Raw genomic sequence first — 15902 nt, forward strand, 5'->3', positions numbered from 1 at the left:
AGGAAACGAAAAATGCCAAAACAAACGACCGGAAATGCCGCTTCTAGGCTAATCACGCCGATGGTGGCTGTAAAACGCCATTGTTCAGATGTTCCTTAGTTTCCGAAAACCGATCCTATTCCGAACGTCAAGTTCGGCGGGGCGCCAGGTTGGCGGTTCTAAGTCCACGACCGGAAATCGGTTTGTTTTACCGAACCTCGAACCCTGATCGACCTTGCTCCAAGAAGTAGGTTAATTCCGACAAAAGAATCTTCCAGGTCAATGGCTTAGCTGGCAGTTCGACGCGCGGCTGGAGTCTCATGGGCCATGGGCGTTGACGGATTTGACAGCGAAGTGTGAAGAAAAGTAGAGTAAAAAGGTGATATATTTCACACTCGCTGCTGCTGTGTGCGCATTTGACCCTGGGAGAGACTAGTGTTTAGAGGGATGTGCTTTAGGGGAATTATCGTCAGTGTCCTGCTCCTATCAGGACTGCTGCAAACCACCTCACCTGCAGTCGCACAGAGTCGAGGTGATACTCAAATCATCGAGCAGAGCATGATCTTTAAGACAGATCAGCAGGGCATTGTGCTTGATCCGAATCCCAGAATTGGGCATAAAAGCCGAGTTGAATACAGGCGCCCCATAAGTGAAGGAGCTCGACAGCCTGACGCTAACAAAATCGCAACGTCTTTCATAGTCAACATCCTAGAAAATGACATCGGACTAGGTGTTCCGGGCTGGCTAATCGATGTCGCCAATGAAGTAGGCGACTTCTTTGGTCTTAGTGTCGAGCCCACATTCCGGTTTGGCCTATTAGGCGACGTCGGGGGCTACTTTGAAGTGAATTCCGTGGGTAAATCAGGGCTAAAGATCGATTATCCGCTTACCGTCCCAATTACTCTGCCGGCTCCGAACACATTTGCGTGTGGGGACTTCGTAGATGTCTCCACAACACGGGTGAATGGTAACCCCTGGATGGAGGTAGAGCCAGCCTTCTACAATTTAGAGGTGGGACCAATCGCTGATGATTTAAGAATTGGAGTAGAGATCGGCTTAAGTGTCAGCGTTTGTTTGGGAGTCGATCTGCCAGGTGTTGGGTGTGCTGGAAAGCGCAGGCGCTTTAACTCTGGCCTCCAGTCCCTGACACTTCTTGACCTGCCAGATCTATCTCTTCCAGCTTTGCTCAACTTCTGCGAAGACGCTTTCGAAGAGGGTGCTGATGTCGCAACACTTCTTGGCTGTACTGCTCCTGGTGGCACAAGAACCCTTTTGCAGGTCGCGCAGACTCTAATTGAGAACAATTCAATAGCGAAAACAATTGCTACTTTTGAACCCGGCAAAGTCACCATTGCAACACCTGATCTTCCCACTAACCCAGTCAGTCTGCCTGAGGTTGCGGGTGAGTTTAGAGATGTCAGGTCCGGTGCGTTAAGTTTTAATGCCGAAGACGGGGGCGATCGTCTCAAAGTATCAGGCGCCACAGATGATATTGCAGAGGTAGGCTTTGATCTTGTTTCATTGATCGACGTTGCGACCGGTGTTCCGACAAGCTTAAGCCTTGGCTCAGGGCTGGGTTCGCTAGACCTAGGGGACATTGCTCCGACATTGAGTGTTAACCAGAGGACGCATTACCAGTTTGACGCGCTGCCTGAGTTTGATGCTGTGTTGGACACCGAAATGGAGTGGCAGGTATTTTCTGCTGAAGGGGCACTCGTTGCCTCCGGGTTTGGGAAAGTCATTCGAATGAGCCCGGGTGAGCGGCTGCAGGTTCGCTATCCTCAAGCGCTTCAAGATCCCACTGGAGTTGCCAATATTTTTGAATTGGCTGGACCGTTTACAACGCAGAGCCAGCAAGATTACATTCAGTCTCTCGAAGCTAGGGCGCTTCAACTAAACGTCCCGGGTTTGGTCAACGAGACGCTACTCGAACTGGATCTTGGTAAAAGTCAGATTCCGGGTTCTCCCAAGAAAATTGAGCATCATCGTTTTGAGCTTGAGAGTTTCAACATAAGCAGCCAAACGCCTTTCTTCCTGGACCCCGAGAAACCGATTCTTGACATCGTTCGCTTCGATGTGACCGATTCTTTGAATCTTGGGCGCGGCGAACGAGGTATTGTTTATAGGCTTGATGTTAGTAACGGTGGGGATGTTGTCCTCAATCAGCTGCAGATATTCCGAGATTTCTCCGAGACGTTTGGGTCAGCACAGAGCTTCGAGGTTCTGTGTGTTGACAGCCCTGACTTAGAGAAGAATGAGACTTTTGATGGCAATGAAGATACGAATTTGCTGGCCCAAGGAAATACTATGGAGATTGGGCAGCAATCCACCATCAAAATGCTCGTTAAAGTAAAGCCGGAAGTTTCGGAAGTCCTTGAAGACGGTTGCTTTGGAACGGTTGATTATTTCGCAACCTCATCGGCCACCGGTGTGAGTCCGATCGGTACTGCGGTAACTGACGGGTTCGATCAATGCACACAGACGAACCGATCTGACCCTATTGTTTCGCCGGTCGATCTTGGAGCCGCTGTGATCGATGAGCTCTCTGACTTTACGGTGTATGGCTGGGAGGGCGTTGACTTGGCTAGAAGCTTGGGATTGTCTGCCGGAAATTTGGGTACGGGTAAGGATCTCCAAGTATTGCCTTACAGAGGAAAGCCGTCAGAAGATCTCAGGATAATTGGAGATCTGCATATCGCGCGCGACCTACAAATCACGCAGAGCGTCTTGGAGGCTGATTATCTACAGCTGGGGCGAAACTTCAGGGGCAATGGTCGAGGAACAAACCTCATACTCAATGGCGCCAAAAGTGTCGGCTCAATGTGTGTATCCACTTTCGACAAGCCGAGCGTCAGTTCTGCAAATATCAGGCGTGCGCCTAAGATTGAAGTAAAAGAAGGAACTGAGATTAATCTTCCTCCAGGGCAGTATGAAGAAGTGATGGTAGAGCGGGGAGGGCTGCTAATTCTCTCTGCAGGAATCTATGATGTTGGAAGCCTCAGAATTGAAGGCGATGGCGCCATTGTGAATTTTGATGTTGCGCTCGGGCCAATAAATCTGAATCTCAATGAATGGTTAATGCTTCCCGTGAGAGATCTAGCCTTTCTTGTGGAAAACGGTTCGACGCGAGATGTACTGATTGACTATTCTGGACGCAAGCCGCAGATTTTCCGCTCAAGTCTCGTGCAGGCGACGATTCTCGCCCCCCTCGCTTCGCTTAACTTCGATGAAGGGACGCGATTAGAGGGGGCGGTCTACGCCAACAGAGTGAAATTCGGACCCGCCTCGAGCTTCAGCGGACATAGATTTCAAGAACCTCTTCAGATTGATCCGGTTTGTCAGGCTGTGCTGAACCCGGCCAACTAAGCCCGGACAGCGTGGAAATGGATTGACGTCACGACGCTCCACTTTGGGCACGAAGACTACCGAAACGGACTCTCGTTCACGCCACGCAAACGTGACGCAATGCACATATTACTACCCGTATTGCCGGTGTCTATAAAGGGAGAGAGCCGGCCGAGCCGATGCTGGTGGCCTGTTAGCTTGATTAGGTCGTGCGGCTCAGTTTGACAAAGCTCGGGAAATCTGTGGGCGCCACGACAGGTCCACGGAACCAAGTCACGCGACTACCCGACCCCCAGTCTATGGGTCACGCTGGTATTAAAAGTCCATAAATCAATAAGCTGTGTGGAACTGCAGGACTCGAACCTGCGAGTTGCCCGCATGAATCGGCCTGTCTCTTTCTATAACCTTTTCGATCCCAGCTCCCCAGTCAACCTAATCTGTTGATGATTTTACGAATCGCTTTCACAAAATCTTCGCGGCTATGACTGAATCTTCACTGCGCACGCGGGCAGGTTGCGCTCTCTTTTTTTCATCGAGAGCGTGAGGGCTTGAGTTGCTTGCGGAATGCGCGACGATGCGAATGTGGCATTGGTACTGGAAAATTGTGTTTCTAGTTAGGTTCGGGAGCCTTGACCGCTTAGCGATCTGATTAGGGGCGGGTGAAAATGCTTGTGTGGTTTTGCGGTTAAACCATTACACTTACCGAGGAGATTCAACCTGTGATACGTTTATTGAACGCGAAAGTATTCTTTGCGGCAGCCCTGACTGGGTTGCTAAGTATGGTGCCAGGGTCCGATGCGGCGCAGGCCAGCTCAATGCCCTTCTCGGCGCAGCCTCAGCACATGATTCTAACGAAGGGTGCACCCAGCACCCAGCTGCTTGCGGCAATTGAAGACGCTGGAGCTGAGGTCGTTTTCTCCCATGACATTGGGTTTGTATTCGCCCGTGGACTGGATTCGATTTCGGCAGAATCGCTTACAGCCGTTAGGGGTGTCACTGACGTTCAAGGTGACCAGTGGTTCTCGGCCGATGAACCACAATTCACTGATGCGATTGAGTCGCCCGAAGTTTTCAGTCCGGATGATCCATCACAGGCTTTCTTTTATCCGCTGCTGCAGTGGAACATGCCGGCGATCTCTGCCGAGACCGCGTGGGAGGCTGGTAGAACAGGCTCTCCGGATGTGACAGTCGCTATTCTCGATACGGGAATTGACTATCAGCACTTGGATCTTCAGGGACGGGTTGATTTGTCGCGATCAGTCTCGTTTGTAGAAATTGACGACCTGTTCGCGCAGGCTTTCTTCCCAGACAGGAACCTGATTGCTGATCTGCACTTCCACGGGACACACGTTGCTGCAACAGCAGTTTCAAACTCTATCGTTGCAGCAGGTGTCACCTCAAAGCCGACCTTGATGGGCGTAAAAGTCTGCACATTTACCGACTTCTCCTGTTCTTTTGCTGCCGTGATCTCAGGCATTCTGCACGCTGTTGACAACGGGGCCGACGTCGTCAACCTCAGCCTGGGTGGTGGATTCCCCAAAGCAGGCAATGGTCGTTTCGTTGGCTTCATCAACAACATCTTCAACTATGCACGTAGAAATGGCTCGACGATGGTCGTGTCGGCAGGTAATGCAGCGACGGATCTTGACAAGAATGGGAATATTTTCGCGAGCTACTGCGACGCTCCTGGTGTTATCTGCGTATCCGCGACCGGCCCGACTTCATCAGAAGGGGAGACTGGCCCCTGGTTCGAAGTCGATGCGCCTGCGGACTATACAAACTTTGGGCGCTCATCTATCTCGGTGGCCGCACCCGGTGGAAACACCGGGGGTTCAGTCTGGGCTGCTTGCACCACTACGAGTTTTGTCCTTCCTTTCTCATGTGGCCCCGACTCCGTCCTTGGTATATCCGGCACTTCCATGTCAGCCCCTCATGTTTCAGGACTTGCTGCTTTGATAGCCGAGGATGTCGGTAGTCGCCCCGGGCGGGTAAAGTCCGCTATCCAGAAGGGTGCTGATGACCTTGGCCAGCGGGGTACGGACAAGTTTTACGGAAAAGGCAGAATCAACGTTGGCAAGACGTTGGGTTTGAACTAAGATCCAGCCTCATCAATGTTGCTTTTGCAGAGGCTCGGCGAGGGGTACTGAGTGCCCCTCGTCTTTTATGGAGCAATTGAGCGCTGCAGACTCCTGGTAGATTCTAAACAGGCGCAGAAACGGCCTCCCATTGCGGCCAGGTTCGAAACAGGAACCGTTGGTAGATGTGCCCGCATCTTATTTCGAAACGATAAAGAGTGACTCCCTAGACCACGAGTGAGTGCAATCCAGAAGCTCTGGTGCGAAGGTTTTTAGTGGTATCGGGGTTTAGAGCGACCACCCGACCCCCAGTCTATGAGTCAACCGGCGGGTAAACCCATAGAAATCAATAAGATGGTGGGCCCTGCAGGACTTGAACCTGCGACCTACCGATTATGCGGCGCGCGCAGGCTCGGAAACTGCTTCGACTGCCTGCCAACTGGCCAGGATACATCCCACCGGACATGGCTTTGGTACTGACACCCGAGGAGGGCGTGAGTTTTTCCGCCGGAAGGGCTTCGCGGGCGCAAGTTACCCCACTGAGTGGTATAGTATTGGAATGATGCGAGTTTTCAAGACCCGCACTTTTGCCCGCTCGACCAGAAAGTTGGGGTTGACCGACGCTGCGCTCTGGGCCGCAGTCCAGGAAATGAGCGAAGGGCTCGTGGATGCGACTTTGGGTGGCGATCTCCTAAAGCAGCGAGTCGCATTATCGGGTCAGGGCAAGCGTGGTGGTGCCAGAACCATCGTTGCGATGAGAACGGCGGGCCGTTGGTTCTTTCTGTATGGCTTCAACAAGAATGAGCGATCCAACATTGGCAAGCATGAACTGAAGGTGCTCCAGGAACTGGCCAAGGAGCTGCTTGCATTTGAAGATCGGCAGCTGGAGATTGCCCTGTCTGCCGGTGAAATTGTGGAGATCATCAATGGCGACAACAAAGCGTAAGAGTCGAATTCTGAGTGAGATGCACGAGACCGCGTGCGGGCTGCATGACGCAGGCCTGATCAGCAAACGTCGCATGGGCGAGTTCGAGGCGCTGTGCCATCTGGACGTTCACGAAATGCCGCCGCAGAAGATCAAGGCCTTGCGCGAAAAGGCGCACGTAAGCCAGGCGGTATTTGCCGCAGTACTGAACACAAGTCTTTCGACCGTTCAGAAGTGGGAAGTCGGTGACAAAAAGCCTGGCGGCCCCTCTCTCAAGCTCCTGAACCTGGTCGAGCGGAACGGGCTCGAGGCGCTGCTGTAAAGCCGGAAGATGGTGGGCCCTGCAGGACTTGAACCTGCGACCTACCGATTATGAGTCGGCTGCTCTAACCAACTGAGCTAAGGGCCCGGGGATGTTCACTCTTCGCTGGAAGTCTTGCCCTGTTCGCCCGCGGCTTCGGCGACGGGTTTGGGCGTGAGGCCTTTTTCTTCCAGTTCCTGCTTTTTGCGCTGCTGGATATAGGACAGGTTTTTCTTGTACATGTCGGCCACGCGGTCGACGCCCCCGGGGGCCAGGAAGCCCTGGTTGCCGGCCGCGGTAAAGGTGGCGTAGACACCGGAGGCGGCCATCAGGGCGGCCGAGACCAGTTTCATGTCGAACCCCTTGTCGTTGACCATGGAGTTGGCCATCTGGATGAACTCCGACATTGCCTGGTTGTGGGCGTCGATCTGCTTTTGTTTTTCGGACATGCAGGATCCTGAAGATCGTGTGCTGAATGGCCTACCAGAATACCATGGGCTCGCCTGAGCAGTGGGCTCTGGCGCCGGGCACTGGTTGACTTTGCCGGCCGGACGGTGCAGTTTTGACGGCATAATTTCCCGCGACTGAGATTGATCTTCTGCATGACCCCCTTGACCCGGCCGGCTATTCGACTGTGGGGATGCGCGATACTGCTGCTCGGTCTGGTGTCGATGAACCACCTGCGCGCCGATGGCGAGGTGCGCTTTGATCGGTTGACGGTGACCGAGGGCCTGTCCCAGTCTTCGATTTCGGGCATTGCCCAGTGCAACGATGGCTACCTCTGGTTTGGCACGCAGTACGGGCTGGATCGGTTCGATGGCTACAGCGTGCGCGCCTTTCGGCACGAGCCGGAAGATCCGACCACGCTGAACGACAGCTTCATCACCGATGTTCAGTTGGCCAACGATGGTCACTTATGGGTCACCACGGAACGCGGACTGAACCGGTTTGATACCCGTACCGGCCATGCCGAGCGGTTTGCGATGCCCGGGCTGACCGAGATCGTGGCCGAGCATCCCGACGGACGCCTGTTTCTGTCGGCCGACGGGCGGGTACGGGTATGGCGTCCCGACACGGGGCAGATTCACCGGATTCCGTTCGCCCGGGAACTGGCGCGCAGCCAGTTGGCCGAGCGCTCTGGCGGGCTGGATCACCAGGGACGCTACTGGGTCTTCAATGCCGTCGGACTGTGGCGCCTGGACGAGGTCGCCGAGCGCATGGAGCTGGTTCTGCCGCTGGAACAAAGCCCCGGATTTCGAATGTTCAACCCCATGAGTATCACCGCCGACGGAGCCATTGCAGTGGCGGCGGATCATGCTTTTCTGCTGATCGACCCGAACAGTCTCGAGATTCTGGAGCAGCTCACGCTCGAAGACGTAGGCGGGGTCGATGATCGCTTCAACGCGGTGATGTCGACGGCCGACGGGCTGGTCTGGCTGCCGACGCCGACCCGCCTGTTGCGGTATCGACCGGAAGATCGCTCCCTGGAGGTCGTGTTTGACGGCGGGCGCCTGGACGCGGCCGAAAATGAACGGCAACGCCTGACGCTGCACCAGCACCCCAACGGGGATCTGTGGTTTGCCAGCCAGTACGGACTGGCTCATATGGACGCTGAAACCGGAGAAATCCGCCTGTTAGGACATGACCCGACCAACCCCTTCAGTATGCCGCAGACTATTCCCAGGGCCCCCATCTCGCTGTTCATTGACCGCCAGGGGCTGGTTTGGGTGGGGACCAACCTGGGCGGCGTGGGCTGGCACGCCCCCGAGAACGCCCGTTTTCGTCACATCTGGGACAGAACCCGCCCAAGCTCCAGCGCAATGCCTTTCGCGGGTCAGAACGTGGTGCGTGGCATTGTTGAAACAAATATGGCCGGTCATACCGATCTCTGGCTGGCGCTGGATCGGGCGGGTATACGGCGTCTGCGCCTGGCCTCTGACGGGTCTTTTGACTGGTACCGCAGCTATCACGCCGCTGATTCGTCACCGTCGGGGCTGCCGGAAAACCGTATCTGGTCGCTGGCTGCCGACGCAGAAAGGGGCCTGGTCTGGGCTCTGGGTGATCGCTACCTGGTGGCGATTGACGCCCGCTCCGACCAGGTCGTGAGCCGGCTTTCGCTGCGCGATGCGCTCGGAGTGGCCGGGATCGGACGCTCACTGCTGCTGGCGCGCGACGGGCGGACTTTGTGGATTGGAACGACCGAGGGCGTTTGGCAGTTTGAGATCGGTGACACGCCTGCCGATCTGCAGCGACTTGGGCCGCAGCGCCTGCCGGAGCTGCTGGTCTCTGATTTGCTGGAAGCGAAAACGGGTGACTTGCTGGTTGCCGGCGTGGAGGGTCTCGGGTTTATTGTTCCGGACGAGGCCGGTGGCGATGTCTTTTTTTCGACCGCGGAGTTGCACCCGACTCGCTCAAATCATCTGCACACGATCGCGCCGCATCACTCACAAGGGTGGTGGATTGGTGGCCGCGAAATCGGACTTGGCCATTTGCGCCTGAGCGATTTGGACGACGGTGCCAAGATACCGGAAGTCGAGTGGTTCGACCAAAGCTCGGGGCTGATTGACGACACGATCTATGCCATTGTGCCCGAGCCGGGTGGAGAACTCTGGATGAGCACGAACAACGGTTTGATGCGCTGGAATCCGGCCACCGGTCGGGCGCGCCATTTCACGCCGCTGGACGGTGTGCAGGCCCTGGAGTTCAATCGTACCGTAGCCCACGTCAGCCCTCGCGGCGAGTTCTATTTCGGCGGCATCAACGGTGTCAACCGGTTTCGGCCGGATCGCTTCGATTCGCTGCAGCCACCGCCGCGGGTGCTCCTGCAGGAAGTCCTGGTCAACGGCCAGACCGTGGATCTGGCCGGTGCCGATCAGCCGCGTCTTCGCCTGCGACACGATGAAAACGACCTTGAGATCAAGTTCGTCGGGCTGCAGTTTTCGGATCCGCAACGGCTGCGCTACGCGTTCCGCCTGGAGGGCGTGGATGGGGACTGGATCGACGGCGGCAATCGCCGCCAGGTGCGCTACGCCAGCCTGCCGCCAGGCCAGTATCGTTTCCATCTCCGCGCCGGTAACAGTGACGGCGTGTGGTCCGACGATGAAGTTTTGTTGGCTGCCAGCGTCGCCGCGCCGCCCTGGGCGACGTCGTGGGCGCTGGCCGGATATGGATTGCTGCTGATGCTTGCCGCCGCCGGGACGTATGGGGCATATCTGCGGCGAAGGCGAGGCCTGGAGTCAGAGGTGGCCGCCCGCACCGCGGCCCTGACCGAGCAGCAAGTGCTGATTCGGCGCCAGGCGCGCGACCTCGAACAGGCGCTGGAAGCGCGCACCGTGCTGTTTGCCAATGTCTCGCACGAGTTCCGAACGCCGCTGACCCTGGTCAAGGCCAGCCTGGATCGCATCGAGCGCGACGGTCCGGGTCCGGATACGCTGGCCACCGGGCGGCGGTATCTGCGCCGCCTGCTGCGCCTGGTCGACCAGCTGCTGGATTTCTCGCGCTTGAGCTATGAGCAGTGCGAGACTTCTCGCCAGGCCTGGCCGATCGGTCGTATGGTGCGATTGACGGTCGACGCCTTCAGCCAGGTCGCCGAAGAACGTGGAATCGAGTTGCTGCCCGATTTCGAGCCCGGCTGGCGCACGCGCTGCGACCAGGAGCAGATCGAAAAGATTCTGCTCAACCTCCTCACCAATGCGCTGAAGTTCACGCCGGCCGGCGGCCAGGTACGCGTCGAACTCAAGGGTGGTGAGCATGGCGTGGACCTCAGCGTTGCTGACTCGGGTCCAGGCATTCCGGAGAATGAGCAGGGCACTATTTTCGAGCGTTTCTACCGGGTCCCGGCCTCGGAGCAGGGTGCGGTCGACGGCGCCGGGATCGGTCTGGCGCTGGTCAAGGAGGCTGCTCTGGCCAACGGCGGCCAGGTTTACGTCGATAGTGAGCCGGGGCGCGGCAGCCGGTTCACGGTGAGCCTGCCGGCATGGCGGGAAGCGCATGCGGCCGGTCCCATGGTATTGCTGGCCCAGGGTGAGCGAAGCCGCGAGATTGAATCGCTGATGCCGGTATCGAACGCCTCTTCGGTCCGGCCGGTTGCCGAATCCGGTGCAGCAATGCCCCGGGTGCTGGTGGTCGAAGACAATGCCGATATGCGCAACTATCTGAGCGAGTTGCTTGCTCCCGGGTGGCGCGTTCACCAGGCCGCAGACGGGGAGGCGGGCCTGAAGGCGGCCCGATCCGTCCAGCCGGACGTGATCGTCAGCGACATCATGATGCCGGGTCTGGACGGTTTCGAGCTGCTGGCGCGCCTGCGCCAGGATCTGCGGACCAGCCATATTCCGGTGATGCTGTTGACCGCGCGCCGCGATCGGGATACCCGGGTTCGCAGTTTCTCGCTGGCGGCAGACGATTTCCTTGCCAAGCCGTTTGACGCCCGCGAATTTCTCGCCCGCCTGATGGCCATGATGGAGCGCCGCAAGCGCCTGCGCGAGGACTTGCGTATCGAGCTGGTCGGCGGCGGGCGGTCGGATGATGTCTCGGGCACGGCGACCGCACACAGCATCAGCACGCGCGACCGGGAGTTGCTCAAGCGGCTGCAGGACTGGCTGGAGGCCAAGCATGACGACCCCGAAATCAAGGTCGCCGACATGGCGGCCGCGGCCCTGGTGGATGCGCGCACACTGCAGCGAAAGCTCAAGTCGCTGCTGGATCGAACACCGGCCGGCTACCTGCAGGAGTATCGGCTGCGCAAGGCGAGAACGATGCTGCGTGAGAACGGGCGCGCGATCAAGGATGTCGCCGCCCACTGCGGCTTTTCCAGCGCGCAGGCGTTTACCAAGGTCTTTCGCCAGGTCGAGGGTATGCCACCGTCTGAATGGCGAAAGATGCAGGGCCGCCCCGTCGACACCCCCTGAGCTGACGCTTTCAAGGTCGATTGTCGCGTTTTGACAATCTCTTGTCGCGCAGCGATAACACGAGAAATGCATGTTCCCTAAACTGCCTGTGTCTCGGCAGCTGAGCATCGGCCGCCCGCTTACGGGGGTTTGCCGGGCGGGCCGGTTTCAGCGAGGGGGACATAACCGATGAGGGCAAGGGCCGGCATCCTGCAAAAGATGCCGGCCCTTTTTTTCTCGACACGGGGCCGTATACTTCGCGCATGAGTGCTGGAAACCGCGAAGGCCTGACCGATCCGAATACGGTGCTGCTTTGTCCTACCGATGAAGTGCTGTCGACCGGTTCTCCGGTTCTGGTGGTCATCCGGGGAGAGCGGCTGGGCGCGCGGCTGGACATCTCCGGCGGGCCCCTGGTCATCGGCCGCAGCAGCGAGAGCGATTTTCGTATTGCCGCGCGCAGCGTATCGCGCACGCACTGCCGGGTTTCACAGCAGGGTCAGTCGGTCTGGGTGGAAGACCTCGGCTCGACCAACCGGACCTTTGTCAACGATGAGGTGATCGATCGTCGCCAACTTCGCGACGGTGATCAGTTGCGGGTCGGCAAGACCGTCCTGAAATTTCTCGGGCCCGACAATCCCGAAGCGCATTACCTGGCCGAAATGCACGAAAGCTCGATCCGCGACAGCCTGACCGGTATGTACAACCGGGCTCACGCAATGCAGGTGCTGGAAGAAGAGTTTCGCCGCAGTCAGCGGCTTGCAGACGCCCGGCTGGTGCTGGCCATCATCGATATCGATTGGTTCAAGCAGATCAACGACGAGATCGGGCACCTGGCCGGTGACGCCGTTCTGGTTCACCTGGCGCGGGTCCTGGGCAAGGCCTTGCGGGCCGGTGATACGCTGGCCCGGATCGGGGGTGAGGAGTTTGCCCTGATCATGCCGGATACCTCGCTGCAGGAGGCGCACCAGGCCTGTGACCGTCTGCGCCAGCGGGTGGCCGACGAATCGTTTCTGACCGATTGCGGAAAGCGCCTTGAAGTCACGATCAGCATCGGCCTGGCCGAAGCCACGCCGCAGATGACGGAGTTCCGTGAACTGCTTGGCGAAGCCGACAGCCATCTCTACGACGCCAAGACCGCCGGTCGCAACAGCGTGCGCTCCAGGGCGGCGTGAGTCTGGCGGTTCAGGATCGGCGACGCACGCCGATGCTGCCGACCGGGATGCTGGCCTCTTCTCCGAACCCACCACGAATCGGCTGACCCGGCTCGGGCGCCCAGGCCGACGCCGAGACGACCTCCCAGCGAACCGCGACCTGCTTGGGTCCGCCGTCGGCCCACTCGGCGTTGCCCTTTTGGTCATTGAGCAAGCCGGTTCCCAGCAGTTCGGTGGCCAGCGCCGCCGGAGAAGAGTGCGTGGTCGTCAGCCAGTCGGTATCCAGCACCGGCTCAGAGAAGCCGGCGGCGACCAGCATGCCCCCCAGCTGCTGCACATCGGGCAGTAGCCGCAGCGCCAGCGCGGCCTTGTGATCCGATTCGTCGAGCGTATCCGGACCGAACAGCGCGACGAGTAGCAGACCACCCGGGCGCAGTATTCGCCGCATCCCGGCCAGGGCCCGCTGCGGATCATGCGACCAGTTCAGGCTCAGGTTGACGTAGACCAGATCCATGCTTGCGTCGGCCAGCGGCAGGGCTTCCAGATCGGCCCGCAGCAGATCGAAGCGCGGTCGCCACCAGCCGCGCCGGCGCCGGGCCCGGGCGAGCATCGCGCTGCTAGTGTCCAGACCGATCACGTGTGCCCGCCCAAAGCGCTCGTGCAGGGCCTGACATTGCCTGCCGGTGGCGCAGCCCAGCTCCAGTACCCGGGCGGGCTCGAAGCGCAGCCCGTCGAGCCGCTCCAGCAGCCGCCGGCCGGTTTCTTCGGCCACGGCAGCGTGTTGGTCGTAGGCGGCGGCCAGAGGATCGAAGCGGCTTGCGGACATCTCGGCGAACGGGGATGCGGGACTGGCCGGCATTCTATCCGGCCGGGGTGAGGCGGGTCGATGGCGCTGTCCTGCGCTATGCTGGCGTCCGGTTGGCTGCAGTTATCCGAAACGTGATCCTCGAGCGGCTCCAACAGGCTTTTTTCCCGCCCGTCTGCCTGGTTTGCGGCCAGGCAGGTCGGCCCGGGGTGGACTGCTGCGGCGGTTGCGAGGCCGAGCTGCCCGTGCTGGCCGGACAGTGCGGGCGCTGTGGCCTGGAGCTGGACCGGGACGTTGCCGTTTGCGGTCGCTGCGCCATGGCCATGCCGGCCTTTTCGGCGACCTGGCCAGGATTTGCTTATCGCGGGGAAATCGAGCGACTGATTCGCCGCTTCAAGTTCCACGGTGACCTCGCTGCCGGCCGCCTGTTGGCCGATCTGCTGGCTCGTCGTCTCGCCTCGGTGGGGGCACCGAGGCCGGATCTGCTCGTTCCGGTTCCGCTTCATCCGCGCCGGCTGCTGCAGCGCGGCTACAACCAGTCAGCCCTGCTGTGTCGGGATCTGGCCGCCAGAATGGATGGTCTGCCCTGGATGGATGCGCTCGCGCGCCTGCGCTCCACGGCCAGCCAGGCCGAGTTGCCGGCCGAGCGACGTGGTGGAAACGTTCGCGATGCGTTTCGGCTCGCCAGGCTGCCGGGGCCGCCACGCTTCGTATCGCTGGTCGACGACGTCATGACCACCGGTTCGACTCTGAACGAGTGTGCGCAGGTACTGCGCGCGGCCGGGGTCGAGCGGGTAGAGGTGTGGACCGTGGCCCGCGCCTGATAAACGATCAGGGGTGGAGGGCGAACGACAGCGCGATGCCGGCGAAGATGGTCATGCCGACCCAGTGATTGCTCAGAAAAGCCCGGAAACAGGCTTCCGGGCGGCGATCGCGGATTCGCCAAAGCTGGTTTTGAAACAAAAAGAACACCAGAACCACGGCCGTAAACCAGGCCGGCGTGGGCAAAAACTGCAGGCCGATCAGCACCAGCAGCGCAGTCACCAGACCCATCAGGCCGGCCAGAATCGGCACGTCGAAGCGGCCGAAGGCAATCGCGGTGGATTTCACCCCAACCTGTAGATCGTCGTCGCGGTCGGCCATGGCGTACTCGGTGTCGTAGATCACCGTCCAGACCAGGTTGGCCGCGAACAGCCACCAGGCCAGCACGGGGATGGTGCCGGTTTCGGCCGCGAACGCCATCAGGATGGCCCAGCTGAATGCCGTGCCCAGCCCGATCTGGGGAAAATGAGTGAAACGTTTCAGGAAGGGATAAGTGCCGGCCAGCAGGGCGCCGCCAATGGCCAGCAGCACGGTCAGCCGGTTGGTCATCAGCACCAGGCCCAGCGCGATCAGCATTAGCACAATAAACAGCGCCAGCGCCTGGCCGGGCCGGATCTCGCCGCAGGCCAGCGGACGATTGCGCGTGCGCTGAACGCTGGGGTCGAGGTCACGGTCGGCGAAGTCATTGATCACGCAGCCGGCTGCTCGCATTACCACCACGCCGAGCGTAAAGATGACCAGATTTTTGATCTGGGGCACCCCGCCGGCGGCAAACCACAGCCCCCACCAGGTCGGCCATAGCAGCAGCGCCATGCCGATCGGCCGGTCGAAACGCATCAGCCGCAGCCACGGCCCCAGCGGCCCGGAAAAGATGCGGGCGGAAAGGCGGAACTCCATCAGCTGAATGCCTCCCCATCTCCAAAGCAAGGAATGGCGCGGTGCTGGGCGTTGGGAGAGGCCTCAATGACAAACCGCCAGGGTGCTTCGAGCTCAGGGTCGACCTCGTAGTCGACCCAGAACTGGGGCGTGGACTCGCGCCGAATCTCCATCTGGGCGTTGAATCCGGCCTCTCGCACCTGGCGCTGACGCGCGCGCGCATTGTCGATGTTCTCGAACAGCCCAACGGACACCACGTTCTCCATGTCGCCGCGAGTGACGACAAAGAAGTCCTCCAGGCCGCTCTCGGCCAACTGACGGGTCAGGTCCAGGGCTCGGCCGCGTGATCCGGCCGCCAGGTAGACCCACCAGCCACGATCCCGTTCTGAAACGGTCTGGCGGGTGCGGATCCGGTCAGCGACCAGTCGCAGCCGATCTTCGGCGCGTTGCTGGGCCAGCAGGGAGGGCAGCGGGCCGATGCTGAAGCATTCTTCTTCGCTGCCACTGTCGTCCGCGGTCTCCGGGGCTTCAGCGGCCATGACCAGTCGAGGCCATTCCGCGGGCAGAGCGGGTACCGCCGGGGCCGGGGGGTCGGGGCGGACATCGCCACGCAGGTAGATCACCAGCGCAAAAGTGTTGGCGATCACCAACACAGCGACCAGCCAGCGCCATACGGCAACGCTCATGTCGTCGTCACCGGGCGGCCCGGAAGGCCCCTATGGTCAGCCACTCGATGT

At 59.5% G+C, this 15902-nt stretch carries 11 protein-coding genes and 1 tRNA gene; 7 read left to right on the forward strand and 5 right to left on the reverse strand.

The features are described from left to right. Positions 1-537 precede the first annotated feature (537 nt). The 4 genes from G3I74_RS03970 (at position 538) to G3I74_RS03985 (ending at position 6646) form a co-directional block, all read left to right on the forward strand. Entirely contained in the window at positions 538-3345 is a 2808-nt protein-coding gene (locus G3I74_RS03970) for a hypothetical protein (protein WP_164210298.1), read from the forward strand. A gap of 698 nt (positions 3346-4043) precedes the next feature. Then, a complete protein-coding gene (locus G3I74_RS03975; RefSeq protein WP_164210299.1) occupies positions 4044-5420 on the forward strand; it encodes a S8 family serine peptidase in 1377 nt (458 codons plus the stop codon). Between the two features lie 538 nt (positions 5421-5958). Continuing rightward, complete coding sequence (locus G3I74_RS03980; protein WP_164210300.1) at positions 5959-6345, forward strand: type II toxin-antitoxin system RelE/ParE family toxin; 387 nt, start codon at positions 5959-5961, stop codon at positions 6343-6345. Then, a complete protein-coding gene (locus G3I74_RS03985) occupies positions 6326-6646 on the forward strand; it encodes a helix-turn-helix domain-containing protein (RefSeq protein ID WP_164210301.1) in 321 nt (106 codons plus the stop codon). The genes G3I74_RS03980 and G3I74_RS03985 overlap by 20 nt, the downstream gene beginning before the upstream one ends. Positions 6647-6656: 10 nt before the next feature. On the opposite strand, the gene G3I74_RS03990 is transcribed toward G3I74_RS03985, so the two are convergent. Together G3I74_RS03990 and G3I74_RS03995 are read right to left on the reverse strand one after the other, a co-directional pair. After that, a tRNA-Ile gene (locus G3I74_RS03990) sits at positions 6657-6733 on the reverse strand. Positions 6734-6741: 8 nt separating this feature from the next. Further along, positions 6742-7074: a DUF3144 domain-containing protein gene (locus tag G3I74_RS03995; RefSeq protein WP_203594528.1), complete on the reverse strand. Its 333-nt coding sequence runs from the start codon at positions 7072-7074 to the stop codon at positions 6742-6744. A 153-nt stretch (positions 7075-7227) separates the two neighbouring features. Here G3I74_RS03995 and G3I74_RS04000 point away from each other — a divergent pair, with 153 nt between their 5' ends. Together G3I74_RS04000 and G3I74_RS04005 are read left to right on the forward strand one after the other, a co-directional pair. After that, positions 7228-11532, forward strand: coding sequence for a hybrid sensor histidine kinase/response regulator transcription factor (locus G3I74_RS04000; protein ID WP_164210302.1), 4305 nt, complete (start codon positions 7228-7230; stop codon positions 11530-11532). A gap of 242 nt (positions 11533-11774) precedes the next feature. Continuing rightward, complete coding sequence (locus tag G3I74_RS04005; protein ID WP_164210303.1) at positions 11775-12683, forward strand: diguanylate cyclase; 909 nt, start codon at positions 11775-11777, stop codon at positions 12681-12683. Positions 12684-12693: 10 nt separating this feature from the next. On the opposite strand, the gene G3I74_RS04010 is transcribed toward G3I74_RS04005, so the two are convergent. Beyond that, positions 12694-13488: a methyltransferase domain-containing protein gene (locus G3I74_RS04010; protein ID WP_164210304.1), complete on the reverse strand. Its 795-nt coding sequence runs from the start codon at positions 13486-13488 to the stop codon at positions 12694-12696. 92 nt (positions 13489-13580) lie between these two features. On the opposite strand from G3I74_RS04010, the gene G3I74_RS04015 reads away from it, so the two are divergent. Continuing rightward, a complete protein-coding gene (locus G3I74_RS04015) occupies positions 13581-14291 on the forward strand; it encodes a ComF family protein (protein ID WP_239056578.1) in 711 nt (236 codons plus the stop codon). A gap of 7 nt (positions 14292-14298) precedes the next feature. On the opposite strand, the gene ubiA is transcribed toward G3I74_RS04015, so the two are convergent. After that, positions 14299-15186 (reverse strand): 4-hydroxybenzoate octaprenyltransferase, encoded by an 888-nt coding sequence (gene ubiA, locus G3I74_RS04020; protein WP_164210305.1) that lies wholly within the window; start codon positions 15184-15186, stop codon positions 14299-14301. Continuing rightward, entirely contained in the window at positions 15186-15851 is a 666-nt protein-coding gene (locus tag G3I74_RS04025; RefSeq protein ID WP_164210306.1) for an SPOR domain-containing protein, read from the reverse strand. Before G3I74_RS04025 ends, ubiA begins: the two co-directional genes overlap by 1 nt. Positions 15852-15902 lie beyond the last annotated feature (51 nt).

The organism is Wenzhouxiangella limi (genome assembly GCF_010499265.1).
GTDB classification, from domain to species: Bacteria; Pseudomonadota; Gammaproteobacteria; order Xanthomonadales; family Wenzhouxiangellaceae; genus Wenzhouxiangella; species Wenzhouxiangella limi.

Bases quoted from the DNA above. Each gene is read 5' to 3' on its own strand.
- G3I74_RS03970 (WP_164210298.1), top strand. From the start codon at position 538: ATGATCTTTAAGACAGATCAGCAGGGCATTGTGCTTGATCCGAATCCC.
- G3I74_RS03980 (WP_164210300.1), top strand. From the start codon at position 5,959: ATGATGCGAGTTTTCAAGACCCGCACTTTTGCCCGCTCGACCAGAAAG.
- G3I74_RS03985 (WP_164210301.1), top strand. From the start codon at position 6,326: ATGGCGACAACAAAGCGTAAGAGTCGAATTCTGAGTGAGATGCACGAG.
- G3I74_RS03995 (WP_203594528.1), bottom strand. From the start codon at position 7,074: ATGTCCGAAAAACAAAAGCAGATCGACGCCCACAACCAGGCAATGTCG.
- G3I74_RS04000 (WP_164210302.1), top strand. From the start codon at position 7,228: ATGACCCCCTTGACCCGGCCGGCTATTCGACTGTGGGGATGCGCGATA.
- G3I74_RS04005 (WP_164210303.1), top strand. From the start codon at position 11,775: ATGAGTGCTGGAAACCGCGAAGGCCTGACCGATCCGAATACGGTGCTG.
- G3I74_RS04010 (WP_164210304.1), bottom strand. From the start codon at position 13,488: ATGTCCGCAAGCCGCTTCGATCCTCTGGCCGCCGCCTACGACCAACAC.
- ubiA (WP_164210305.1), bottom strand. From the start codon at position 15,186: ATGGAGTTCCGCCTTTCCGCCCGCATCTTTTCCGGGCCGCTGGGGCCG.
- G3I74_RS04025 (WP_164210306.1), bottom strand. From the start codon at position 15,851: ATGAGCGTTGCCGTATGGCGCTGGCTGGTCGCTGTGTTGGTGATCGCC.